The sequence below is a fragment of the Fictibacillus sp. KU28468 genome (genome assembly GCF_026153615.1).
GTDB classification, from domain to species: Bacteria; Bacillota; Bacilli; order Bacillales; family Fictibacillaceae; genus Fictibacillus_C; species Fictibacillus_C marinisediminis.
In genome coordinates this window covers 1,169,131-1,191,140 of record NZ_CP110666.1, presented here as the reverse complement: position 1 = coordinate 1,191,140, position 22,010 = coordinate 1,169,131, and the positions used below count along the sequence as shown (strand labels likewise).

At 39.3% G+C, this 22,010-nt stretch carries 26 protein-coding genes; 10 read left to right on the top strand and 16 right to left on the bottom strand.

From position 1 onward, the window contains the following. Positions 1-20: 20 nt before the first annotated feature. Together OKX00_RS06035 and OKX00_RS06030 are read right to left on the bottom strand one after the other, a co-directional pair. Positions 21-497, bottom strand: coding sequence for a dihydrofolate reductase (locus OKX00_RS06035; protein ID WP_265409800.1), 477 nt, complete (start codon positions 495-497; stop codon positions 21-23). Continuing rightward, entirely contained in the window at positions 494-1,288 is a 795-nt protein-coding gene (locus OKX00_RS06030; RefSeq protein WP_062233167.1) for a thymidylate synthase, read from the bottom strand. The genes OKX00_RS06035 and OKX00_RS06030 overlap by 4 nt, the downstream gene beginning before the upstream one ends. Positions 1,289-1,465: 177 nt before the next feature. Between OKX00_RS06030 and OKX00_RS06025 the strand changes: the two genes are divergently transcribed. Further along, complete coding sequence (locus OKX00_RS06025) at positions 1,466-1,648, top strand: hypothetical protein (protein WP_062233164.1); 183 nt, start codon at positions 1,466-1,468, stop codon at positions 1,646-1,648. Between the two features lie 34 nt (positions 1,649-1,682). On the opposite strand, the gene OKX00_RS06020 is transcribed toward OKX00_RS06025, so the two are convergent. The 3 genes from OKX00_RS06020 to OKX00_RS06010 form a co-directional block, all read right to left on the bottom strand. After that, positions 1,683-1,985, bottom strand: coding sequence for a YunC family protein (locus OKX00_RS06020; RefSeq protein WP_062233161.1), 303 nt, complete (start codon positions 1,983-1,985; stop codon positions 1,683-1,685). A 56-nt stretch (positions 1,986-2,041) separates the two neighbouring features. Continuing rightward, on the bottom strand, positions 2,042-3,439 hold the full coding sequence (locus OKX00_RS06015; protein ID WP_265409799.1) for a bifunctional metallophosphatase/5'-nucleotidase: 1,398 nt from the start codon (positions 3,437-3,439) through the stop codon (positions 2,042-2,044). A 128-nt stretch (positions 3,440-3,567) separates the two neighbouring features. Next, positions 3,568-4,413, bottom strand: a complete 846-nt coding sequence (locus tag OKX00_RS06010; RefSeq protein WP_265409798.1) for a DUF72 domain-containing protein — start codon at positions 4,411-4,413, stop codon at positions 3,568-3,570. Positions 4,414-4,960: 547 nt separating this feature from the next. Between OKX00_RS06010 and OKX00_RS06005 the strand changes: the two genes are divergently transcribed. Continuing rightward, positions 4,961-5,131: a hypothetical protein gene (locus OKX00_RS06005; protein WP_053357289.1), complete on the top strand. Its 171-nt coding sequence runs from the start codon at positions 4,961-4,963 to the stop codon at positions 5,129-5,131. 95 nt (positions 5,132-5,226) lie between these two features. Next, positions 5,227-5,391 carry a hypothetical protein gene (locus OKX00_RS06000; RefSeq protein ID WP_265409797.1) on the top strand — a complete coding sequence of 55 codons (165 nt, stop codon included), beginning with the start codon at positions 5,227-5,229 and terminating at the stop codon, positions 5,389-5,391. An 864-nt stretch (positions 5,392-6,255) separates the two neighbouring features. Here the strand turns inward: OKX00_RS06000 and OKX00_RS05995 are convergent. Next, the gene (locus OKX00_RS05995) at positions 6,256-6,585 is read right to left on the bottom strand and encodes a YmaF family protein (protein ID WP_062233152.1); all 330 of its coding nucleotides are present in this window, start codon (positions 6,583-6,585) and stop codon (positions 6,256-6,258) included. Between the two features lie 77 nt (positions 6,586-6,662). Beyond that, positions 6,663-6,758, bottom strand: a complete 96-nt coding sequence (locus tag OKX00_RS05990; protein WP_265410480.1) for a lysozyme family protein — start codon at positions 6,756-6,758, stop codon at positions 6,663-6,665. A gap of 247 nt (positions 6,759-7,005) precedes the next feature. On the opposite strand from OKX00_RS05990, the gene OKX00_RS05985 reads away from it, so the two are divergent. Together OKX00_RS05985 and OKX00_RS05980 are read left to right on the top strand one after the other, a co-directional pair. Then, positions 7,006-8,436 carry a PQQ-dependent sugar dehydrogenase gene (locus OKX00_RS05985; RefSeq protein ID WP_265409796.1) on the top strand — a complete coding sequence of 477 codons (1,431 nt, stop codon included), beginning with the start codon at positions 7,006-7,008 and terminating at the stop codon, positions 8,434-8,436. A gap of 54 nt (positions 8,437-8,490) precedes the next feature. After that, positions 8,491-8,667 (top strand): hypothetical protein, encoded by a 177-nt coding sequence (locus OKX00_RS05980; RefSeq protein WP_265409795.1) that lies wholly within the window; start codon positions 8,491-8,493, stop codon positions 8,665-8,667. A 1,569-nt stretch (positions 8,668-10,236) separates the two neighbouring features. Here OKX00_RS05980 and OKX00_RS05975 read toward each other — a convergent pair. From OKX00_RS05975 to OKX00_RS05945, 7 genes are all read right to left on the bottom strand, one after another. Then, entirely contained in the window at positions 10,237-11,028 is a 792-nt protein-coding gene (locus OKX00_RS05975; RefSeq protein ID WP_265409794.1) for a class I SAM-dependent methyltransferase, read from the bottom strand. A gap of 128 nt (positions 11,029-11,156) precedes the next feature. Further along, positions 11,157-11,711: a GNAT family N-acetyltransferase gene (locus OKX00_RS05970; protein WP_265409793.1), complete on the bottom strand. Its 555-nt coding sequence runs from the start codon at positions 11,709-11,711 to the stop codon at positions 11,157-11,159. A 332-nt stretch (positions 11,712-12,043) separates the two neighbouring features. Next, entirely contained in the window at positions 12,044-12,544 is a 501-nt protein-coding gene (locus tag OKX00_RS05965; protein ID WP_265409792.1) for a MerR family transcriptional regulator, read from the bottom strand. A gap of 1,025 nt (positions 12,545-13,569) precedes the next feature. Then, a complete protein-coding gene (locus tag OKX00_RS05960) occupies positions 13,570-14,061 on the bottom strand; it encodes a thioesterase family protein (RefSeq protein WP_265409791.1) in 492 nt (163 codons plus the stop codon). Positions 14,062-14,089: 28 nt separating this feature from the next. Next, on the bottom strand, positions 14,090-15,049 hold the full coding sequence (locus OKX00_RS05955; protein WP_062233144.1) for a 3-hydroxyacyl-CoA dehydrogenase NAD-binding domain-containing protein: 960 nt from the start codon (positions 15,047-15,049) through the stop codon (positions 14,090-14,092). Between the two features lies 1 nt (position 15,050). Continuing rightward, a complete protein-coding gene (locus tag OKX00_RS05950) occupies positions 15,051-15,944 on the bottom strand; it encodes a beta-keto acid cleavage family enzyme (protein WP_265409790.1) in 894 nt (297 codons plus the stop codon). A gap of 57 nt (positions 15,945-16,001) precedes the next feature. Then, on the bottom strand, positions 16,002-16,538 hold the full coding sequence (locus OKX00_RS05945; RefSeq protein ID WP_265409789.1) for a GbsR/MarR family transcriptional regulator: 537 nt from the start codon (positions 16,536-16,538) through the stop codon (positions 16,002-16,004). A 289-nt stretch (positions 16,539-16,827) separates the two neighbouring features. On the opposite strand from OKX00_RS05945, the gene OKX00_RS05940 reads away from it, so the two are divergent. Genes OKX00_RS05940 through OKX00_RS05925 form a run of 4 tightly spaced genes read left to right on the top strand, consistent with a single transcriptional unit; the run spans position 16,828 to position 20,268 of the window. Next, positions 16,828-17,982, top strand: a complete 1,155-nt coding sequence (locus tag OKX00_RS05940; protein WP_265409788.1) for a betaine/proline/choline family ABC transporter ATP-binding protein — start codon at positions 16,828-16,830, stop codon at positions 17,980-17,982. 14 nt (positions 17,983-17,996) lie between these two features. Continuing rightward, positions 17,997-18,650, top strand: coding sequence for an ABC transporter permease (locus tag OKX00_RS05935; protein WP_265409787.1), 654 nt, complete (start codon positions 17,997-17,999; stop codon positions 18,648-18,650). A 17-nt stretch (positions 18,651-18,667) separates the two neighbouring features. Continuing rightward, complete coding sequence (locus OKX00_RS05930) at positions 18,668-19,582, top strand: osmoprotectant ABC transporter substrate-binding protein (protein ID WP_062233128.1); 915 nt, start codon at positions 18,668-18,670, stop codon at positions 19,580-19,582. A gap of 23 nt (positions 19,583-19,605) precedes the next feature. Continuing rightward, positions 19,606-20,268, top strand: coding sequence for an ABC transporter permease (locus OKX00_RS05925; RefSeq protein ID WP_062233125.1), 663 nt, complete (start codon positions 19,606-19,608; stop codon positions 20,266-20,268). Here the strand turns inward: OKX00_RS05925 and OKX00_RS05920 are convergent. Both OKX00_RS05920 and OKX00_RS05915 read right to left on the bottom strand, forming a co-directional pair. Continuing rightward, positions 20,256-20,459, bottom strand: a complete 204-nt coding sequence (locus OKX00_RS05920; RefSeq protein WP_265409786.1) for a hypothetical protein — start codon at positions 20,457-20,459, stop codon at positions 20,256-20,258. The genes OKX00_RS05925 and OKX00_RS05920 overlap by 13 nt on opposite strands. Positions 20,460-21,107: 648 nt before the next feature. Further along, entirely contained in the window at positions 21,108-21,242 is a 135-nt protein-coding gene (locus tag OKX00_RS05915; protein WP_265410622.1) for a hypothetical protein, read from the bottom strand. 275 nt (positions 21,243-21,517) lie between these two features. Here OKX00_RS05915 and OKX00_RS05910 point away from each other — a divergent pair, with 275 nt between their 5' ends. Then, complete coding sequence (locus tag OKX00_RS05910; protein ID WP_265409785.1) at positions 21,518-21,943, top strand: tyrosine-type recombinase/integrase; 426 nt, start codon at positions 21,518-21,520, stop codon at positions 21,941-21,943. Positions 21,944-22,010: the final 67 nt, after the last annotated feature.

Sequence of the window (22,010 nt, the reverse complement as noted above, 5' to 3'; positions counted from 1 at the left end):
GGTGGCTTTTTCATATATTGCTATATTTTTTCGATCACAAGAAAATCATGGGAATATTTATTTTTTTCGTCTACAATTCCCGGTGTTTCGGAGACCAGCTTCCATTCGGATTCATCATATTCAGGAAAATATGTGTCACCATGAAAGCTTTCGTTAATCTTCGTGATATACATCCGTTGGACATGCGGCATAAACAATGAAAAAACTTCCGCACCGCCAATGACACATACTTCTTCTTCCGGCCGCTCCAGTGCCTGGTCTATCGAATGAATGACAGTGCAGCCTTCCGCTTGAAATGATTCATCTCTCGTCAGGATGATATTTTCACGGCCCGGAAGCGGTTTTCCTATGGATTGAAACGTTTTGCGGCCCATAACAATCGGCTTTTTCATCGTTACTCTTTTAAAGTGCTGCAGATCAGCCGGGAGGTGCCAAGGGAGGCCATTGCGATCACCGATCAATCGGTTCTCGTCCATAGCGAACACATAAGAAATCATACTGATACCTCGCCCTTAATCCTCGGATGGTGCTCATAATTCACGAGCTCAAAATCCTCATATTTAAAATCAAAGATAGAAGCCACTTCTGGATTTATCTTCATCAAGGGCAGCGGTTTAGGCTCTCTTGTCAGCTGCAGTTTCACCTGATCCAAATGATTCAAATAGATATGAGCATCACCGACCGTATGTATAAATTCGCCTGGCTTCAGGCCGCATACTTGAGCAATCATCAGGGTTAACAGCGCATACGATGCAATGTTAAACGGAACGCCTAGAAAAAGATCCGCTGAACGCTGATAAAGCTGGCAGGATAATTTTCCGTCAGCAACATAAAATTGAAAAAGGGTATGGCATGGCGGAAGAGCCATTTTTGGAACATCGGAAGGATTCCATGCCGAAACCAAAAGCCTTCTGGAATCCGGATTATGCTTAATGTCGTGAATGAGATTGGAAATTTGGTCGATCGTTTCGCCGCTTGGAGTCTGCCATGAACGCCACTGATGGCCGTAAACTGGTCCCAGATCACCATTTTCGTCTGCCCATTCATCCCAGATTGACACTCCGTTTTCATGAAGGTAGCCTATGTTCGTGTCTCCTTTTAGAAACCAGAGAAGCTCATGAATAATGGACCGCAAATGAAGTTTTTTCGTGGTCACTACCGGAAATCCCTCTTCAAGGTTATATCGCATTTGCCTTCCAAAAACAGAGATCGTTCCTGTTCCTGTACGGTCTTCTTTTCTTGTCCCATTTTCAAGGGTATCTTGAAGCAGATTCAAATATTGTTTCATTTCAGCCGAACACCTCTCTTTTCGTTACTACTATCCTACACTAAATGGTTCGGTGTTTCTAGCCGGAAAAGTTTGTCTCAATTTAATTACAATTATAAAAAATTTATCCATTTTCTTCATATCATTGTTATACTGAATGTGGAGTTAACTTGGTATTGAAATACAGGGGGGATGACCTTGGATTTCAGAAGGCTTTTACAGTGGATGTATTACTTGCAAATCGCCTTTTTTGTAAGCGGAATCTACCTATTATTAGTATACATTCTGACGAGCAATACAAAGCGCATTCAGATCATGAGCGGAGTTCTCTGCTTTAACCTCATCTCGCTTAAGCTTATGAGGGACCGTTATAAAATCTAAAAAACTGTACCCAGGGATGGAGTACAGTTTTTCTTTATACCATCTTCAGCAAGGCATCCCTTCCGGACATTCCTGCCTCGATCCCAATGGCATACGCTTCTGTTGTAATGGATTCCAGCGGCGCATTAATCAGTTGATCTATGGTTCGTACACCTACTGCTCGGCCTGCAATAATTTTTCGGTCTGAGAGCTTTTCATTCAAGAGGGCGACATCCAAAGCCCCGCACATGATATACCCTTTGTCATTATACACGGCAAGCAGGCTTGTTTTCGGCAGCTGGACGGTTACCGCTGTAAATGGGTGGCCGTCAATGATTACCGGGTTTAATTCAATCATGCTTTCCCCCCCTTTCCTCCTATATGGTATGTACAAGAGGGGAAAGAGTGCGTCCACTACTGCCCATTCATCTTCTTAAGCTTCCATTCGAGCAGATCACGAAGTGTTTCAGGCAGCATAAATGTTTTTGTTTTGTTTCTTGCGATCGCTGGATAAAGCTTGCCGAACGTAAACATATCAATGACGGCAACCTTGTATATCCCCCCATCTATTACAGGTTCACCATTCAGCCAAATGTTTTTAACATGAGACTGCTGATCTTCAAGTACCGCTTCTTCCACAGTGATGCCTGAAAACGCCATACGGCCCATGACCTTTCCTCTGAATCCGAATCCCTTAACCTCTTTATGGATCATCTCACGGCTTAAACCCGCATGGACAATTTCCTTGATCTCATCACCAGTCAGATCGACAATGCACGGATTAATCGGATGTGGACAAATCCGATGCAGATCTCCTTTTGTGACAGGGCCAGCAGGCAGACTTTCCAGAAGTGTTCCCGAATTAACCATGGAATAGGAGGTGTTGCACCACTCTTTAAGTGCGTCCGCCATCAGCTGTGCAAAAGGTGATGGCTCATACCATGAAACATGAAGAGGTTCGCTTAATACGGCTACTTCCCTCTCCAGGACTTTTTCTCCTTTTTGTTTCAGTTCATCCAGAAGCTCGGCACCTTGATTGTCCTCTGCTATATCTGTCAGTTCAATCAGTCTTGCTTGTTTTGATGCAATTTTTTTTGTGGATGCATCATACTGAATATTGATTTCACCAAGATACTGACCGAATTTTCCAGTTTGTGCGATCAAAGTACTATTTATCCTTTTTCCTTCTGGGAGCACATGGTGTGTATGGGCACCGAGGATAAGGTCAATTCCGCTTATTTCCTGGGCCATTCTTTCATCAAAGTTTAATCCTAGATGCGAGAGTACAATGACAAGATCACAGCTGTTTTTCAAATCAGCGATAATCTCAGGCAGAATCTTGAACGGATCTTCCACCCGCCACCCTAAAGAGTGATAAAAAGCCTGAAAAGCTACCGTGGCTCCCGTAACCCCTATTCGAATTCCATCCTCTGTCGTGAACACTTCAGAAATTTTTGCCCAATGAGGGCGTTCTCCCTCTTCATTAAAAAGGTTTGCTGCCAGTACCGGAAAATCAGCTTCGGTATAAAGAGAATAAAGTTCCTCTTTTGTAAGTGTGATTCCCTCATTATTTCCGATAGTTACCGCATCTGCACCAGCCTGATTAAGAAGGAGCGTATTCCCTTGTCCAAGCGTTCCTTCTGTCAGCGAATTGGCACGGTCCATAAAATCCCCGCAATCAAAATAAAGCAAGGACTGTCCTTTTGCGGGAAATTCTGCCCTGCCTGTTTTTATCTGCTTTACGATACGCGGCCAATATTCAAAATGGCTGTGTACATCATTGGTGTGATAAATTTTTAATGTATTTAGCATATTGCCCCCTGAACCTTAAGAACCTGCCCTAATTATCAGCAGCAGGCCATTTCATGCGTCATTTTCACTATGAAATCGAATGACTGTTACTAATCAGTATAAACCAAATGGGGTTGTGCCACCCCTTTTTAAAACAAATCAAGCTGTCTCGGAGATAGCCCTTCATAATCAAGGCTCAGCATATCGATAAACTTCCTGGCGTTATCTGCAGCATCGCCTCCAGAATTGTTGTTGAACAATATGACGATCTCCTTAGACTTTTCACTCAATTTTTCAACATGCTGCTTCCATTCAGCAAGTTCTTTATCATTGTACCGATATAAATACCGAACTTCTCTCCAGTTTTCCTGGCCGTGATTGTTCCAGCCATGAACATTCCTTCCATGCATTCGAATGATGGTAAGCGCTGAAGACGTTGGTTCGATTACAGCAGGGACCGATCCCTGGCCCGCTTGAGGTTCATCACAAATCGTATGAATCCAGCGTTCTTCTCTCATAAACTCCACCGTCTTTTCTCTCATTTCAGGCATAAACCATGATTGATGGCGAAATTCAAGAGCAACCGGGATGCCCTCCATCATTTCCCTCGTAAACCTTAGCATCTGTACACTTTCCTTATTGCATTCAAACCAAGGCGGATACTGAAAAAGCACTGCCTTCATCTTACCTGACTCGATCACAGGCTGGATGGAAGCTTTAAATAAATCAAACATTTCTTTTGTCGATTCAAAAGGTATCTTGCCACGAGAATGTCCCGTCATTCCTTGGTAGGCTTTAATGATAAACGAAAAACGGTCCGGTGTGTCCTTTATCCATTTTTGATAATTTTTTAACGGCTGGATGGCATAGAAGGAGGAATCAACTTCCACAACCGGAAAAAAGCCGCTGTACAGTTTTAATTTTTCAGTGGATTTCGTCCCTTCCGGATATAAAGACTGGTGGTCCCCCCAGCCTGTTACTCCAATCAGTATCATAGGCCTTCTCCTCATTATGAATGGTTACTCTCTCTATTCCCCAAAATTTCATTATGTAAAAAAAAGCGAACCCCTAGTGGCGTTCGCTTTTTGATTTGCTATATTAGCCGATAGAACCTTCCATCTCGAATTTGATTAATTGCCGTTTTCAAAATGTTTTAAAGAGATGGAAAAACCTTGATAAATCAACGTTTTTCCCTTTTTCATTTTCAGAACGGTATCAAGTTTTTCAAACTCAATCGGCACGCGAGAATACCTAATAAAACATATTTATATTAATGTTTTGAGTGAATTTATACTAACATAAAGTTGATTTGGAAGATAGTTAGAAGATGTATTATCCCTTTAAAACATACACATGTAAATAAATTAAGGAAAAAGAAATGGTAAACGGATTATCTTTTGAGCCATTCAAGGGATAGGAGCATCAGCCATCCCGGCTTTCAATAACAAGCAATATAATTTTCTGCTTCATAATGAACAAAGAGTAAAAGGCAACGTATAAGCAATACTAAGAAGGAAGTTTTTGAATAAAGGAGGGAATGAAATGACAAGTCGCAATGGCAGCAAAGGAAGCCAAAACCAAGGTTCACCACAAGCACAATACAATCAAGAATTTAGCAGTGAGTTTGTGAGTGGGAATGATAACAAAGGAAAAGAATATCGTTCTAAAAAGGGTAGTAAATCAAAGAGTGATCCAAAGGAAAGCGGAGCTTAAAAAAAGGGGCTGTCCAAGAAGTCTGTAAGCTGTTGATTTCCGTTCCAGGCTGCTCGCTTTTACCGGCGTAAACGCCTACTTTCGCGGGGCGTGCGGTGAGCCTTGCCGGCGTGAACGCCTGCTTTTTGGTGCAAGCACCGGAGGGAGTCTCACCTGTCACGCTAGTCCCGCAGGACAAGGAAGGCTCCGGCAGCTTTTTATCGCACGAAGAAAATGTGAAGTTCATTTTCGAGGAGTCTCGCATCTTCCACTTCAATTAACTTTTCACTGAAGATTTTCCAAGCCAAAAAGGGGCTGCCTGAAGGTTAATTTTCGACTTTCTGGACAGCCCCTTTTTTATGCCTACTGCTGAAAGGCATCAGAATCTGACTCAATGGGATGTTATTCCGTTGCTTGTTCTAGTTGTTCGGGAACATGCCTGCTACCTGCAATTCAAATCGTGAATTGGAGAGAAGTGGAGCAACGATACAATCAGGCAAAATAGATTATATGGCAGCAGCTATTTTAAAAGGTCAATATTTCGTTGTAGAAAGCGTTATTACCTTTTGGCAGTTTAATTGCTCGTAAAGCTTGAACATGACGTGTTAGAGCGGAAGAAATAATTACTGTCCGTTTAACATTTGAAACCATTATCTTGGCTATTATGATAGAAATCCGAGAAACACAAAATTGGGGATGCCGTCATCTTTTCCTGCGAGCACTACAATACGTTGAACAGAGCTACTCAGTGATATAACCCCAAAATAGCAAATGGCGTTGTTAAGGTACGATATTTGACATTCCGTTTGACTGATGTACTCCCACAATGAACAACCCAAACCTGAAGAGCAGAAAACTGCGGGTATAAATGAAGCGATAAAAGGAAAAACAGAAGGGTTTGTAAGAACTCGTTCTGGGGCCTTTTATACCCGCCATTAAAGCATTGGGTATATTCTGCTGCTGTATGAAATTTAAAATCAGTATATAGTCCAGTTGTACCTTCAGGATGCTCATCATTTACCGGCCACCGAAGGCCGTTATACTTTTCTAACTTGATTTTTGGACAGTGTAGTAAGTAAGTTCTCCAACGTTTCATAAGTACATTTCAACTTCAGTGATTTTGCTTCCCTCTTACATTTTAGAATTTAAGCATTTATGTTCCTTCCTGTCCTTCCCGAGTAATAATGTACGTGTCCGTTATTAAAGGTGGTTGTTCCAGAAAACTCATGATAATGGGTCCCATCGCCCAGATGGACAGCAGGTCCCGTCTCTCCTGAAAATCCATGAACATGCCCATTTGCAAAAGTGGTTTTTCCCTCATAGTAATGAACATGAGTAATGGTGTTATTTACTGGTGTTGTTGTTCCCTGTACGTTGTGGGAATGTCCATTATTTATCGTCGTTTCCGTGGCATATTGATGTCGATGAAGAACTCTTTCATTCCATTCTATTTGTTCAATATCATGCTCGTGCACAGAACCCCTCCTCTTACTTGAAATACATCTGAATATATCTATGTAACAAATTAAAAACGTATAACTCCAATCCTTATTTACACAATTAAATTTATGGCAAGTTCCTTGGTGTAATGACCGTCTCTTTGATTCACGCAATCTATAAATCCATCACCCAAGTTATAACTTTGGATGGCGTTTTTTAGATCACCCTTTGCTTTTTTTAGTTGCTGTGCGTGTTTTCCAAAAACATCTATTCTTTTACCGTTGACATACCATCTAAAGGCAGCTGAATCTTAAATTAAAGCACCCTTTAGTTTAAGTACGCGGGTGCGGAAAATGGTGCAATGCTTTTTCAGATTCACAGGCGCTAATTTTGTACTAATAGAACATTCTAATCATATTCTTATAAAAGAAAAGAATAAGAAGGAGTGTAGTTGGTTGATTAAAGTCAAGGTTAGTTTACGGCCCCTTGTAAGTAAGGTGAATTTACCCACTGTTTTAAAAACAACTATACTTCCGGGTGACTCAATTGAAAGATTATTTATTGCAACCCAGGTAGGAGAGATCTTTTACATAGGAAACGGCGTTATAAGGACTTTTTTAGATATTCGCCCGCGAATCATAAAACTAGGCGATTCTGAACTAGGTGTTTCAGGCAGTGGATATGATGAACGGGGATTGCTAGGGCTAGCGTTTCATCCAGAATTTTATTATAACGGTCTGTTTTATCTTCATTATTCAGTAGCTGGAACACAAGGTCCAGGTGCTCTTCCTGATCATTTTATGCCTAACCCGTGTGATCCCAGAACTTTAAACCTAAGATGGATAAATAGAGAAACTCAATATGATCATATTGATACCGTTGAAGAATGGATTTTACAATCGAATGGTCAACCTCAAAAACGACGGACATTACTTAACTTAAGAAGACCATTTTTTAATCATAATGGTGTCAATAGCTTAAACTTTTCACCTGAAACAGGAAAACTTGTTTTAACAACCGGAGATGGTGGATCAGGCTATGATCCATTTAATTTAAGCCAGGATGATATGGAAATCGCCGGTAAAATAATTGAAATTGATGTAGTTAAGAATACATTTACCTATAATCCACCCGCAGTCACACGTTTTAATGAACTTCCCGCACCTATTCAGGAAACGCTTACGGTAATTGCCAAAGGGGTTCGCAATATACCAGGCATCTCATTTCAAAGGTTTAATAATCAGTATATCAAATATGCAGGAAATGTCGGACAGGATTTGGCAGAGTCCATTTTTTCATTCGTTGATTACAAACCAATCCCGGTTACTCAGCTTGTTCAAGCTTCTTTAATGAATTCTGAACCTGACCAAGAAGGATTTATTAACTTTGGCTGGCGAGGGTGGGAAGGTGCTTTTCCTGCTTCGATGATAAGAGGCTGCTCTGCAAATCCGACTTTGGATGAGAAAACAATGGCTTATTACAATGAAGCAGTAAAAACTTCAGTGAGGCGTCTTCAGCCCTTGACTAGTTATTTTCATAAAGATCCCCGACCCGATAAGTTTGGAGGAACTGCACTTACAGGAGTGCAAGTCTATATGGGGAATGGAATCCCCGATTTAATGGGAAGCGTTGTGTTTACCGATCTTGCCCGGGCAGAAGAATCTCAGTCTCCGTTTAGAGGGGTTTTAGCTTATACCAGGGTAAAAACAGATTGTAAACTAAATGATTTTAGTGTTATTAAAACCGATTATAATTTTGGGTCTCAATCAGCTTATTTTGTTAATCTGGGAACGAATCTGGATAAAACCAGACTATATTTAGGGGTTTATGGCTCTATGAAAGTGACTGATTTTAACCAAGGCACTGTTTTTGAAATTGTTCCATGATTCATAATTATAAAATTCTACTTAATACCAGATAAATCTCTTTCTTGGATTTAATTGCATACTGTCATCACGATCAATTCTATTCTTCAAAAGATTACAGAGCAATGCAATCTTATGCTGCAATCGATCCATAAAGATAATGAAGAGATTGGCAAGGGTGTTGAATTAGTTTCCAACAGCGGTGAGTTATTCAATCAAATTTTTGAAGCCATAACCTCCCTAACGAAGTAGGTAGATTCCATTGTTGAGAGAATTGAAGAAATCAGTCAGGCAACCTCTCAATCGGCAGAATCCATTCATGAGATAGCAGCATTCTCGGAAGAAAGCGTCGCTCAAACCGAACAAATTTCCGCCTTATCTCAACAGCAAAGTGCAACTGTCTATACTCTCAAAGTAACAGTGGAGAAATAAAAGGATTTAGAGTCGGGAGATCTTGGAGAATTCCCCGAACATTAGAAAGTGCAAAAGCTAGACCTCGCTTAGTTCAGTCTAAGCGAGGTCTTTTTTGTATTATGATCCTGCCTCTCATGAGGATTGCCTATCAGCATAGGCATCAATTCTATATAAACAATTAATCTAATATTACCTTTATCAATTTTGATTTGGGAGATTCTTAGTATGTAAATCAAAAACAATGCCCTCTTTTAGTCTCATGAGCTATCCTGCAATCACATTGCCGAAGCATAGATGAGCAGATGAGTTGCTAAAGTTACCAAATGGTCGAAGGGACAAGTAAATCAACCCTCCTACTATTTAAAGAATAAATTCCCTTCTTTAATGAGTTGCTTTTTTTTAGCCTCAATCTTATCTAGTAATTCAATCGCATTACCTTCTTCTTCACACTGTTCTACAAGTTTCCCTTGAATCGCAAGCTAAAGAATACTGTTCTTTAATTCCTTTGCATTCATTTAATTACCTCCAAATATAGAAGTAATTTGGTCTAATACATGGTCTATTTTAGCATTAAGAGAAGCTCGCTTTTCTTGATATTCTTGAATCAAGTCCGTCGGTTCTAAATAAACTTCATCCTCGTGAGGAAAGCCACAAAGGTCGATGTTATAACTTCGATCTACAATTTCATTGATAGTATATTTCTTGCTTTAGGATAACCGTCAACTTCAATATCTTCTCGGTTTTCCCACCATGCCATCACAATATTGAAGTGTTCCAGCGAATTCTATTCCTAAGTCCTCATCGCTTTTCGGCAAATTGCAATAACCTCCTTATCAACTCCAGCTACAGCATGTTACTGATTATTCCAGTCTGCTGCGCATAAGAGATGACGGTATCACGTATGCTCTCGTTCTCACACAAATACCCTCACTTGTTTATACTGACCGTTAAGAATTTCATTACGGTTACGATTCATTTTTTCGATGTAACGCTTTGAAGATTTTCGTTTGAGCTCTACTTCACATGCAATCCTTTCACCATTCTCCAGAAGTACAAACTCCGGTCTGCTTTCGAAAAATTCTGCTCGATATATTCACTCCTAAGTTCACGCTCTGTAATGAACTCAAATGGTTGCCCAGTTTTATCAGCAATATTTTTAAGTGCCCGTATACAATCATTCATGACGAGTTGATGATTTAGTGTAGAGTAGTTAAATTTTGTAAACCGAGTTAATGAGCTTCCGAGATACTCGACACCTCTTGGGCGCATGGCTAAGATCAATTGATAACCGATCTTCTCTTCAGTCAAAAAAGACTTTGGTATAAAAATTTTATACTAAGGTCTTTGTTTTCTCCGCTAAATATCTTATTTCTTCAACAATCGCACCCGATTGTTTAATAAGAAATGTTATTGCTTTATGTCTAAATTCATTTTGAATGCTCGAGTTGCTACAAAGCATTTGATGTACTTATCTAGTGGTCTACTTCCACCAAAATCATCTTCATATAATCCTGCAATGACGAAACCAGCGTCAATTTGCCCCTGTATTTGTGACTCTAAACTATGACCGTACTCAACAGTCTTATTAGCTGTTAAATGTTCAGCTATTTCCTCATCAGACATATGATCTAGCGTTGAAGAAGGGATCGAGTTTTTCACAACGAGATTACCCTTCATATCCTCTTCATCATCAAAAATAAACAATAGAGGATTGGTAAACCCCGTTATAAGAACGCCTTTGTCTTTTAATACTCTAGATGCTTCCTTCCAAACAGGAGTTATATCTTCAACAAATAGGTTTGCTACTGGATGCACAATAAGATCAAAATCATCATCATTAAATACCGATAGATCACACATATCACCTTGAATAGTTGTAAGATTTAGATCATTTTCTTTAGCTACAAGATCATCCTTTTCTAATTGTTTTTTTGATATATCCATTACGGTTACTTCAGCTCCAGCGGCTGCTAGAACAGGACCCTGCTGTCCACCTCCTGAAGCTAGACAGAGTATCTTCAATCCTTTTAAAGAACTAGGAAACCAACTTTTTGGAACTGGTTTCCCTGCAGTAACGGTAATATTCCATTCTCCTATTTTACTTTTTTCAATAATCTCTTTAGAAACTTCCTTCGTGTAAGTCGAACCTTCTTCTACTTTTTTATCCCAAGCGTTACTATTTTGTTTTACTGTATTCATTTGCTTCTCCCCTAGTTGTTAAGATTATCTTTAGTTCATTCCATAAAAAAAGTATTTCTCCTTCTTGAAGAAATACACCCGATTGTGGAATATCATATGTGACCTTATTACTGATAATCATCCATTGTTTAAGAAAACTGTTCCCACTCTTTTTGTAAAATCCCCATTTTTATTGCATTAAAATATTTACCATCTACTATTCTTGCTTGTCTTATTCTTGCTTCTTCTTTCATCCCCAATTTTTCTGCAACCTTCATCATTCTTACATTTCCTGACCAAGTTGACATCCCTAATCGATGCAAATCAGTAGACCTGAATAGGAAATCAATCCAAAGTTTATAAGCCTCAGTACCATATCCACCGTTCCAATAATTTTTATCATAAATAACGATACCTGTTTCTAGCCATTTAGTGTTTTTATCCACCCAATAAGAACCTACCGTTCCAATTAATTTATCTCCTACAAAAATAATTAATGTACTAGGTATGTTTGGGATAATTTCATAGTTTTTCTCCCAGCTTTTTAGAAATTCTTCTTTTGTCATTTTAGGTTCAGGTATATATGGACCATTCCATTTCTTCGCTTCTTGTTCCTTTTCTTCATATTTCCAATAATATAATTCATTTAGAGCTTGACTAGTAGCTTCTTTCAATACAATTTTTTGTCCAACAATTTTAACCATAAAAAGTAAGTTTCCTCCTAAGCAGCTTTGCATTCTTATTACTAATTCATCATAGAATCCAATACTCTTTCTTTAAACTACGTTAGTTCATTAAAATATGCATCTCTCATTCTTAAAGAAATGCACCCTAATGTTAAAGAAAACAACTAATAGTTTTCTCCTCAGCTATTCCACAATCCTGCCCGATTGTTGAATAAGTTCCATTAGAAAAGGCGTTAATCCTTATTAGATCAACGCACCCGTTAGGTGAAACCCTTTACAATATATTAATAAGAAACCTATACTATTCTTGTCGTGTGTTGCAAAGCGTTTGTTCATCATTTTTCCTCCCTTTAGTTTGGTTTATTTGAATGCTTGTCGAGAAAGTCGTCTAGCCTGTCGAAGTGGTGCACCATACTTGATCGTCGTTCAGTAAAAAAATTTTCATGGTTCTTTTTCATCAAGCTTAATAATTTTGTGAAATCCTCAACCGTCAACGGCTCTTCCATTTCCACCAGACTCGATACATTTTGTAATTCTTTTAAAAGCTTCTGTTGAATTCTGATATTTTCTCTAAGTCGATCAATTTGGAGCGATACAATTTCGAATGCACTGTAATTGTGATCAGCTAGAATGGATTTAACTTCATCGAGTGATAAACCTAGTTCCTTTAATGCTAGAATTTGTTGTAGACGTGATAGGTCGGATTCGTTATACAACCTATATCCTGAGTTAGAATATCCAGATGGAGAATACAAGCCAATTTGATCATAATACCGTAATGTTCGAACGGTTAATCCTGTTAATGTGGCAAGTTCCCCAACTTTCCAATATTTCTTACCTGCAATGATCATCCCCTCATTTCGCGCGACTTTTAATTACCGGTGGCTTTAATATAAACCATTACGTGACGTAAGGGTCAAGTTAATATATAAAAATTATTTTAAAGAGATAAAAGTATGGAAAAACTTATCGGAGTCCCATTCCCCATAGAACACCCTTTTTCTATATTATTTAACCTAAATACATAAATTCATTTTATGGTTATTCCACAATCTGTACCTAAAAAAAGTACATTTCTTATTACAGAAATGCACCCGTTAGTTAAATAAACTTTGGTTTAATCATCGTTTTTTCTATTCTTATACATCTCTTTAAGTACATTTGGTTCAAGGATGCTGTTTAGTAGCTTTATTAGTGCATCCACACATCTATCGCTCGTAAAGTCATCTTTTTCTTCTTTACACACAAAAAAGCCTCGGTATATTGCTTAATACCAAGGCTTTTTATAATTTATCCGATAGAACCATCCATCTCGAATTTGATTAATTGGCATTTTCATACTGTTTCATATTATTTTAAAAACCTTGTTAAATCATTTGTTTTTGTGCTTTCATATCGTTTTAAGGTTTTTCAAGTTCAATCGGCACAAATCCGGCACGAAATCAGCACGTTTCGCGACCACGGACAACCCTTATATTAATGGAGATAATGAAGATAACATTGATAAACAATAATTTGTGAAACTAAAAATGCAAACCGTTTATGGTATAAAAACGGACCGTCACTTAAAATGTGTTTTTGTAAAAAAATATAGAAACGGTCCAAGAGCATTGGCTTAACAGCAAAGCTCCAAAGCTGCGGCGACAGAACTTGTATTGGTGATCGTTGGAACGTATGTAAAAATGGTCATTGGAAACCTACAGGTACATTTTGTCAGGACGACAATTAAACATTACATGTGTCAAAGTAGATATCGCTTTGACACATGTTTGTTCGTCTTACCAATTTTTTTGTTAAACTTGGTTGTTAGAAGTGAACTAGGACGACTTAGTAATTTTTATTAAAGCTACTCCCCAGCAGTTTAGCATCCACCGCTTTAACCATTCCCGATCCCATTCCCCCTTTTGATCGCTATTCTTCGACCTGCCTCTTGAGGTTTAATGGTCTGGCATTCATTGGCGATTTTTTGGATTTGATCTTTAATCGGCAAAGGAAAAGGAGCGGGTCGCCTACTTTCCATGTTCATTCCCATCAGCATTTGTTCACTGGTGGCCAGCCGCTTTCCTTTTTGATCTTTCATCTCAAAAAAAACATGGAGACGTTTTGAATCATAATCCAACCACTGTACAAACACATCAATCGGCTCTCTCTCACGCACTTCAGCTAAATAGCAGAGATGGGTTTCAAGCGTATAGATGGAGTACTTCTCATCCTCCCTGAAGGTTTCATTTAACCCTATGTCTTCCATTAATCGGTCCACGGCTCTGCTGAATACAAGAGCATAGGCCGCATCATTCATATGGGCATTGTAGTCAACCCACTCTTTTTGTACCTTTTCCTTTAAAAGCGGTTTATTGATGTTATCCATAATAGAGTCTCCTTCATATAAGACCTACTTACAGTTTTCCGTTCAGATTAGCAGAGGGCCAATATTTTTCGAGCAGATCTGTTAATTCAATTAGAAAGTCATCACGGCGTTTTTCGAGAATGCTCATGTCCATCCCATCCGTTTGTTTTTCACAACCCTCAATGACTCGCTGGGCAAGTTCTTCCGTTAATTCAGGTGCAACAAGATGTGTCCATGGAAGTTTTAACGCAGGGCCAAACTGCTCAAGCATATGTCTCATTCCTTGTTTTCCCCCTGCCATATGAAGAGTGAGAAACGGACCCATTAAAGCCCACCGCAAGCCAGGCCCATAGACTATGGCCGCATCCACTTCCTCTGTCGTAGCCACTCCATCATTAACAAGATGGAGAGCTTCACGCCAAATGGCTTCCATTAAACGGTCGGCAATGTGACCATCGATTTCACGGGACACGATCAGTGCCTTCATCCGTACTGAATGGTAAAAGGACTGTGCCCGAACCATAACCTCTGAACTCGTTTGTTGTCCACCGACTAATTCTACGAGCGGCATGAGATACACGGGATTAAAGGGATGAGCGACAATAACTCTTTCTGGATGAAGGCAATCCTTTTGAAGGATACTGGGCATATAACCGGAAGTACTCGATGCGATGATGGCATTTGGTTTAGCCGCATGGGATATCGTTTTTAATAGGGAGCGTTTTAATTCTTCACGTTCGGGTGCGTTCTCTTGAATAAGATCCGCGTTACTAACTGCCCTTTCAAGATTTGGTTCGAAATGAAGGCGGTCAGGTGCCGCTCCAGCTGCCAGCCCTTGTTTTTCCAAGGAATTCCATGCCGATTTTACCGCTTGTCTCATTTTTTCTTCAGCGCCTGGTGCTGGATCAGTCGCTGTAACATGGTATCCATTAGCTAAAAACCGGCTGATCCAACCGTTGCCAATAACACCAGTCCCTACAACAGTGACGTTTTTCACTAATGACTGCACGTTATTCCACCTTCCCTTGTGGATCTTTTAAGCCAAGATGTTGTCTTGCCTCTTTTGGTGACATTGGACGAACACCTATATTTTCAATAATGGTTACTGTTTTATCAACGAGCTGTGCATTTGTAGCCAACGTTCCTTTTTCTAAGTACAAATTATCCTCTAACCCGACACGAATGTTTCCGCCAAGAAGCATGGATTGAACGGCAGCAGGTATTTGATGCCTTCCGATTCCAAATGCTGACCAGTGGGAATTTTCAGGAAGTTTTTCTCTCATATACAACATGGTTTCCGCATCGCAATCCGCTCCCCATGGAATACCCAAGCAAAATTGAAACATAGGATCTCCGTCAATTAGCCCTTCATTCACCAATTGTTTCGCAAACAATAGATGACCCGTATCAAAGCATTCTAACTCCGGCTTAACGCCGCATTGCTGAATGAGTTTAGCCTGTTTACGAAGCCAATCAGTCGGGCTTATATACAGCTGGTCTCCAAAATTCAAGCTCCCGCAATCCAGTGTACAGATTTCCGGCAACAGCTGCCCGACCGGATCATGTCGCTCTTCAGGAGTTTGAATATCGGTTCCTGGTCCGCCAACAGCCGGATTTTCTCTGCTGGGTATCCAATCCCCTCCACCGCCGGCTGTTAAATTTAAAATGACATCTGTGTCCGAGTCCCGCACGCGTTCAACCACTTCGGCAAATAATGAGGAATCATGACTAAGTGCTCCTGTTTTTGGATCGCGGACGTGAATGTGGGCGATTGCGGCTCCCGCTTTTGCGGATTCGATGACAGATTCAGCGATTTCTTTAGGAGTCACCGGGACATAAGAACTTTTCTTCGTTGTCTCTCCTGCTCCGGTCACGGCACTAGTGATAATAACGTTATTTCTCATAGTATCCTCTCCTTGTTTGTAATTGTTTATGGTCAATATAAGGATAGAAGAGTTGTGTCAGGGTTTTGGTACGTATTTAAAAACCTCTTCACTTTCGAAGAACTCAACCAGGTTGCTCAACCACTGATAATAATTCAACCATTCTTTTGTTTCCTTTAGCAGGTCATTTATTTTTTTTTCACTTTCTTTGTCTATCTTTTCGTTTTCCAATAGATCAAGGAGCTCCCTGTTCAGTTTCTTCTCAAACATTTTGTTTTTATTGATAACTTTCCGCCAGTTTGAAGTAAACAGAGAAATGAAAGTTTGATAATAGTCTTGTTCAACATTATACAAATCCTTCCGAACCCCTTTTTCAAAAACCTTCTCCGCAATATTGAACTCTACCATTTCACGAACAACCTGGCTCATACGGGTTTTACTCATTCCCGTTGCATCCGAAAGTTCATCGAGCGTCATTGGTTTCCGATTCATATAGATAATGCCCAGTACCCGACCTACTGTGGGTGAAACGCCATAGGTGTTCATATTATCAGCTATTTTTTCAATAAATTGCTCTTCTACTTGATTGATTTTCTGTACGGGTTTCTCTTCCACAAGGACCCTTCCTTTCAATATCACCATATTTCTTTGCCCACTGTACCATATTCAAGATCGAATAGAAAATTAGGATTCCAAAGGATATCGCCGTAATTAAAAGGAATTGTAACCATATAGAATCTTAAACTTTGTACAATAAATATTTTACACATATTATAAACTATATAAACTTTTTATAAACTTTCTATTACACAACTTTTCTATTAAGCTTATATTGTGAGAAGTTTGGGCGGGATTATCATTGTGTGATTACATTTCTTTAAAAATATATTGGAGGTGCTTGCTTTTGCTGAAATTTGAACATGTTTCTAAAGCGTATAAAGGCAGTAAAAAAGCAGTTAACGACATATCCATCGAGATTGAACGAGGAGAATTCATAGTATTCATCGGCCCAAGCGGATGTGGAAAAACAACAACCATGAAGATGATTAACCGCTTGATTGAACCTTCAGAAGGAACCATTTCTATTGAAGGGCAAAATATTCTTGAAAAAGATTACGTTCAATTAAGACGAGAAATCGGTTATGTCATTCAACAAATCGGCTTGTTTCCTCATATGACCATCCAGGAAAATATCGCTTTAGTTCCCAAATTATTAAAATGGCCGGAAAGTAAACGACGAGAACGTGCGATGGAGCTCCTGAAACTTGTAAATATGACAGATGATTTCCTCGATCGTTACCCTCATGAATTAAGTGGCGGACAACAGCAACGTGTTGGGATTTTACGTGCGCTGGCAGCTGATCCTCCTCTCATTTTAATGGATGAGCCTTTTAGCGCATTAGATCCTATTACACGTGATTCCCTTCAAGAAGAGTTTAAGAAGTTACAAAAAACTTTAAATAAAACGATCGTCTTTGTTACCCATGACATGGATGAGGCATTAAAAATTGCAGACCGTATTGTCATCATGCGTGACGGAGAGTTTGTTCAGATCGGAACACCTGATGAAATTTTAAGAAATCCTGCAAATGATTTTGTGGAAGAATTTATCGGAAAAGAACGTTTAATCCAGGCGAGACCTTCTATCCAGACTGTCGAGCAAATCATGAATACTAATCCAGCAACGGTGACTGCACATAAATTACTCTCTCAAGCGATTACGTTAATGAAGGAAAAACGGGTGGATTCACTGCTGGTTGTCGATGAGCTGCATAAGCTCGAGGGCTATATTGATGTGGAGATGATTGAACAAAATCGCAACAAAGCTGACACAGTAGGTGAAATCATGGAAACCGTGTTTTATAAAGTAGAAACAGATACGCTGCTGCGGGATACCGTTTATAAAATCTTAAAAAGAAGCTTAAAATATGCTCCTGTCGTGGATAAAAATAATCATCTTGTAGGCATCGTAACAAGAGCCAGTCTTGTGGATATTGTTTACGATTCAATCTGGGGTAATGAGGAAGGCCTCGCCGCGGCAGCGGCAGGCCAGGAATAGGGGGAAAGAAACGAATGGAAACCCTAATCAGCTTTTTAAACAGTAATTGGACAGAACTCCTTTTTAAAACATGGGAACATTTTTATATTTCCCTCATTGCTGTGATTCTCGGCATTTTAGTGGCTGTCCCACTAGGTATATGTTTAACCCGGATTCCTGGAATCGCCGGGTTTGTAATGGGCCTGGTCGGTGTGATTCAGACACTGCCCAGCCTGGCTATCCTTGCGTTTTTTATTCCTCTGCTTGGTGTTGGAAAAATCCCAGCAGTCATTGCTTTATTTTTCTATTCAGTCCTGCCTATCCTGCGAAATACCTATACCGGAGTTAAAGGTTTAGACAAAAACCTATTAGAAGCCGGGCATGGGATGGGGATGACTGGATGGGAACGAATCCTCTATGTTGAAATCCCGCTTGCCATTCCCATTATTATGGCAGGGATCCGTGTATCTACCGTTTATCTAATTGGCTGGGCGACACTTGCCTCATTCATTGGCGCCGGCGGGCTGGGAGATTATATTTTCTCAGGCCTGAATTTATATCAGCCGGAATTTATTATAGCCGGAGCAGTACCGGTTACATTATTGGCACTTCTCGTAGATCTGCTATTAGGACGGCTCGAATACGCAGTAACACCAAAAGGAATGAAAAAAGCGGATCAAACGGCTTAGAAGGGGGACACCAGAAAATGAAAATAAAACAAAAAGGGATCATTGCAATGATGCTTTTGTTCGTATTGGTAATGAGCGGGTGTTCTTTGCCGGGTTTGAGCAAGACCTCTGATCATACGATTGTAATTGGTACGCTCAATACTACAGAATCCCAAATCATGGGGAATATAATCCGTCAAATGATCGAACACGATACGAATCTAAAAGTAGAAATGGCCAATAACCTCGGCTCCTCCATCGTTCAGCATAAAGCGATGATGAATGGCGATGTAGACATTACAGCGACGCGATACACAGGGACAGACCTTGTCGGGGCCCTGGGAATGGAGCCGGTGAAGGATCCGAAACAGGCGTTATCGATCGTTCAAAAGGAATTCTCAAAACGCTACCATCAAACGTGGTTCGATTCCTATGGATTTGCAAATTCCTATGCTTTTACAGTGAGGAAGGATTTAGCAGATAAGGAAAACCTGAAGACGGTCTCTGATTTAAAAAAGATCGCTCCCGATTTACGGCTAGGAGTAGATAATGCCTGGTTAAAGAGGAAGGGTGACGGCTACGAGGGATTTGTCCATACGTATGATATGGAGTTTGGAAAAACGTTTCCAATGCAAATAGGTTTAGTTTATAAAGCTGCAGCTAACGGAAAGATGGATGTTGTTCTAGCCTATACAACGGATGGACGTTTGAAATCTTATAACCTCAAAGTGCTGAAGGACGATAAGAAATTTTTCCCACCGTATGATGCTTCCCCGGTTGCTCGGAATGAAGTGTTGCAAAAACATCCAGAAATCAAAAAGATTTTACAAAAACTTCAAGGAAAGATCGACACTGAAAAAATGCAGGAGCTCAATTATGAAGGTGATGGAAAAATGAAAGAGCCGGCTACGGTCGCGAAAGAATTTTTACAAGAGCATCACTACTTTGAGTAACAAGATAAGGAGGTGTTGGCAGGATGGGAACAATAAAAGATTTGTGGCTGTATTATAACCAAAACTTTGACTACGTGTGGACCGAATTCTACCGCCATTTTCTAATGTCGGCATATGGGGTATTATTTGCGGCAATTATTGCGATTCCATTAGGCATCTTGATTGCCCGTTATGCCAAATTAAGCCAATGGGTGATCTCACTGACAAATATCATTCAAACCATTCCGGCATTAGCTATGCTTTCTGTGCTCATGCTGGTTATGGGGTTAGGAACGAATACGGTCGTTATGGCTCTTTTTCTCTATTCACTGCTTCCTATCATTAAAAATACGTATACCGGAATTTGCAGTGTGGACAAAGCTTTACTGGAATCTGGAAGAGCAATGGGCATGACGAAAGTGCAAATCTTGCGAATGGTTGAGCTCCCACTTGCAGTTTCTGTAATAATGGCCGGACTTCGGACAGCGCTCGTTATCGCGATCGGGATAGCTACCATTGGTACATTTATCGGTGCCGGCGGATTAGGTGATATTATCGTAAGGGGAACAAATGCCACAAACGGAACAGCCATTATTTTAGCAGGTGCTATTCCAACAGCTTTGATGGCCATATTAGCAGACATTCTAATGGGCTGGATGGAACGGACACTTTCACCCGTAAAAGGGAAAAATCTTCAAAAATCATGATGACATTCATTCACAAGCTGGACTTCTTCCATGGTTTTTTTGAAGGCATCGTGTAGAATAGTAAGAACATCTTCAGGTAAATCCTTCGGTGCAATCAGGCCGGTATAAACATCGAAAGAAACATCTGACCATTTGTCCTTAGCCAAAGATATGTCCTTATATTCTTCAACAACTTTGCTGCCCACGTTCACTAATGGTCGTATTTCACCTGCATCAATTTGAGACTTTGCTTCTTGAATCTGTATTGCTGCTTAGGTTATTTACGGCTAATAAATAACAATAAATTTTTATACTAAACCGCCGATTCTTCGAGGACCTCATGATACGCGTTCTGAATAATTTTTTTGACTTTATTGTTGGTGTTTTGTGGGTGAAAATCTTAATTAAGGTATAAATTAAATTTTACTCACAAAACTAAAATCCCTTGATACCAATGGTATCAAGGGATTTTAGTCTTAATACATGCTAATATATTGTTCACGTTCCCAAGGGTGAACTTGTGTGCGGAACATATACTATGTAGCGCGTTTATAAACTTGAGCAAGATACAGACTATCGGCTTCATAATCTCGTAACTCTTCAATTCCTAATTCAAGCCTAATGGCATTCTCCCAACTGTAGTAGATAGGCTTCCTATGTTCTAAGTTGGGGAATCTTTTATGCATGTAATTTTCTAACATGGTTAGACACCAATCCCTTACGATTATCAAATATCTTATTAACTTGCTAATGTACTATTTACGTTTAAAGAAATGCACCCGATTGCAGAAGATATTGAAAAAAAACTTCGAATAAGAAAAACATAGGGAGAATTTAATCTTCCTATGTTTTCATTCATATTATTTAGCTGTTTGTTTTTGCTTCTTTTTCAAATACTCCGCACGTATTTTTTCAAGTTGCTTCTTTTTATCAAATTTGGCAGGCGTCTGTTTTTCATGAAACTTTGTCACAGCTACCTGACCTTTGTAATCCAATTGATATTTCCCCACTTTGTTCACCTACTTTTCTTATCTTTAAAGAGAATCTATTCAACAAATATAATATACCTTATTTTACTGAAGTAAACCTTATTACTTTATTAGTGTACTGCTAACATTGCATATATCAGTAAAAACATTAGAAACTTAGTAAAATTAATTAATCATTCTTTTTAGAGGAGAATATCTTAAATTTATCCAAGGTTATTATTCCTCCTAATTTAAGAGATTTGACTACGCCTTTAATTCAAGAAAAAGTGGACTTCTCCTTCTTGAATAAACTTGATGAAAACATGGTAAATGAATTGAAGAAATTTAAAATGATTCAAAATCAGGTAATCTTAAAATATAAACAATTTAAGCGTAATAGTGATGATATTATTCTTCAAAATTTTTCAGGGAATTTTTTAACTCCTACGATTATATGTGAATCATTTCAAGGCTTCTGTAATAAAGCAAATGTCAGCTATAAAGGTACACATGTTTTTCGTCACACACATGCTGTATTATTACTTGAAGCAGGAGCTAGTATCAAATATGTTTCACAATGGCTTGGGCATAAAACCATCAAGACAACAGCAGATATATATTTAGATGTCACTGAAAAATTAGAAGATGATGAACTCAGTAAGTTTGCCTCTTATACTAGAAGAAATAATTATGAATCTTCACAAAATCGAAATGAACCAAAATCATAATAATAACTCTTACCATAATTCCTTATTATGACAAGGGTTTTTAAATTTATCCTATTTGATTGTGTTT

Excerpts from the sequence above, each read along its gene's own strand:
- OKX00_RS06035 (WP_265409800.1), bottom strand. The coding sequence starts at position 497 with ATGATTTCTTATGTGTTCGCTATGGACGAGAACCGATTGATCGGTGAT.
- OKX00_RS06030 (WP_062233167.1), bottom strand. The coding sequence starts at position 1,288 with ATGAAACAATATTTGAATCTGCTTCAAGATACCCTTGAAAATGGGACA.
- OKX00_RS06020 (WP_062233161.1), bottom strand. The coding sequence starts at position 1,985 with ATGATTGAATTAAACCCGGTAATCATTGACGGCCACCCATTTACAGCG.
- OKX00_RS06015 (WP_265409799.1), bottom strand. The coding sequence starts at position 3,439 with ATGCTAAATACATTAAAAATTTATCACACCAATGATGTACACAGCCAT.
- OKX00_RS06010 (WP_265409798.1), bottom strand. The coding sequence starts at position 4,413 with ATGATACTGATTGGAGTAACAGGCTGGGGGGACCACCAGTCTTTATAT.
- OKX00_RS06005 (WP_053357289.1), top strand. The coding sequence starts at position 4,961 with ATGACAAGTCGCAATGGCAGCAAAGGAAGCCAAAACCAAGGTTCACCA.
- OKX00_RS05975 (WP_265409794.1), bottom strand. The coding sequence starts at position 11,028 with ATGAATACAGTAAAACAAAATAGTAACGCTTGGGATAAAAAAGTAGAA.
- OKX00_RS05970 (WP_265409793.1), bottom strand. The coding sequence starts at position 11,711 with ATGGTTAAAATTGTTGGACAAAAAATTGTATTGAAAGAAGCTACTAGT.
- OKX00_RS05965 (WP_265409792.1), bottom strand. The coding sequence starts at position 12,544 with ATGATCATTGCAGGTAAGAAATATTGGAAAGTTGGGGAACTTGCCACA.
- OKX00_RS05960 (WP_265409791.1), bottom strand. The coding sequence starts at position 14,061 with ATGGATAACATCAATAAACCGCTTTTAAAGGAAAAGGTACAAAAAGAG.
- OKX00_RS05950 (WP_265409790.1), bottom strand. The coding sequence starts at position 15,944 with ATGAGAAATAACGTTATTATCACTAGTGCCGTGACCGGAGCAGGAGAG.
- OKX00_RS05935 (WP_265409787.1), top strand. The coding sequence starts at position 17,997 with ATGGAAACCCTAATCAGCTTTTTAAACAGTAATTGGACAGAACTCCTT.
- OKX00_RS05930 (WP_062233128.1), top strand. The coding sequence starts at position 18,668 with ATGAAAATAAAACAAAAAGGGATCATTGCAATGATGCTTTTGTTCGTA.
- OKX00_RS05925 (WP_062233125.1), top strand. The coding sequence starts at position 19,606 with ATGGGAACAATAAAAGATTTGTGGCTGTATTATAACCAAAACTTTGAC.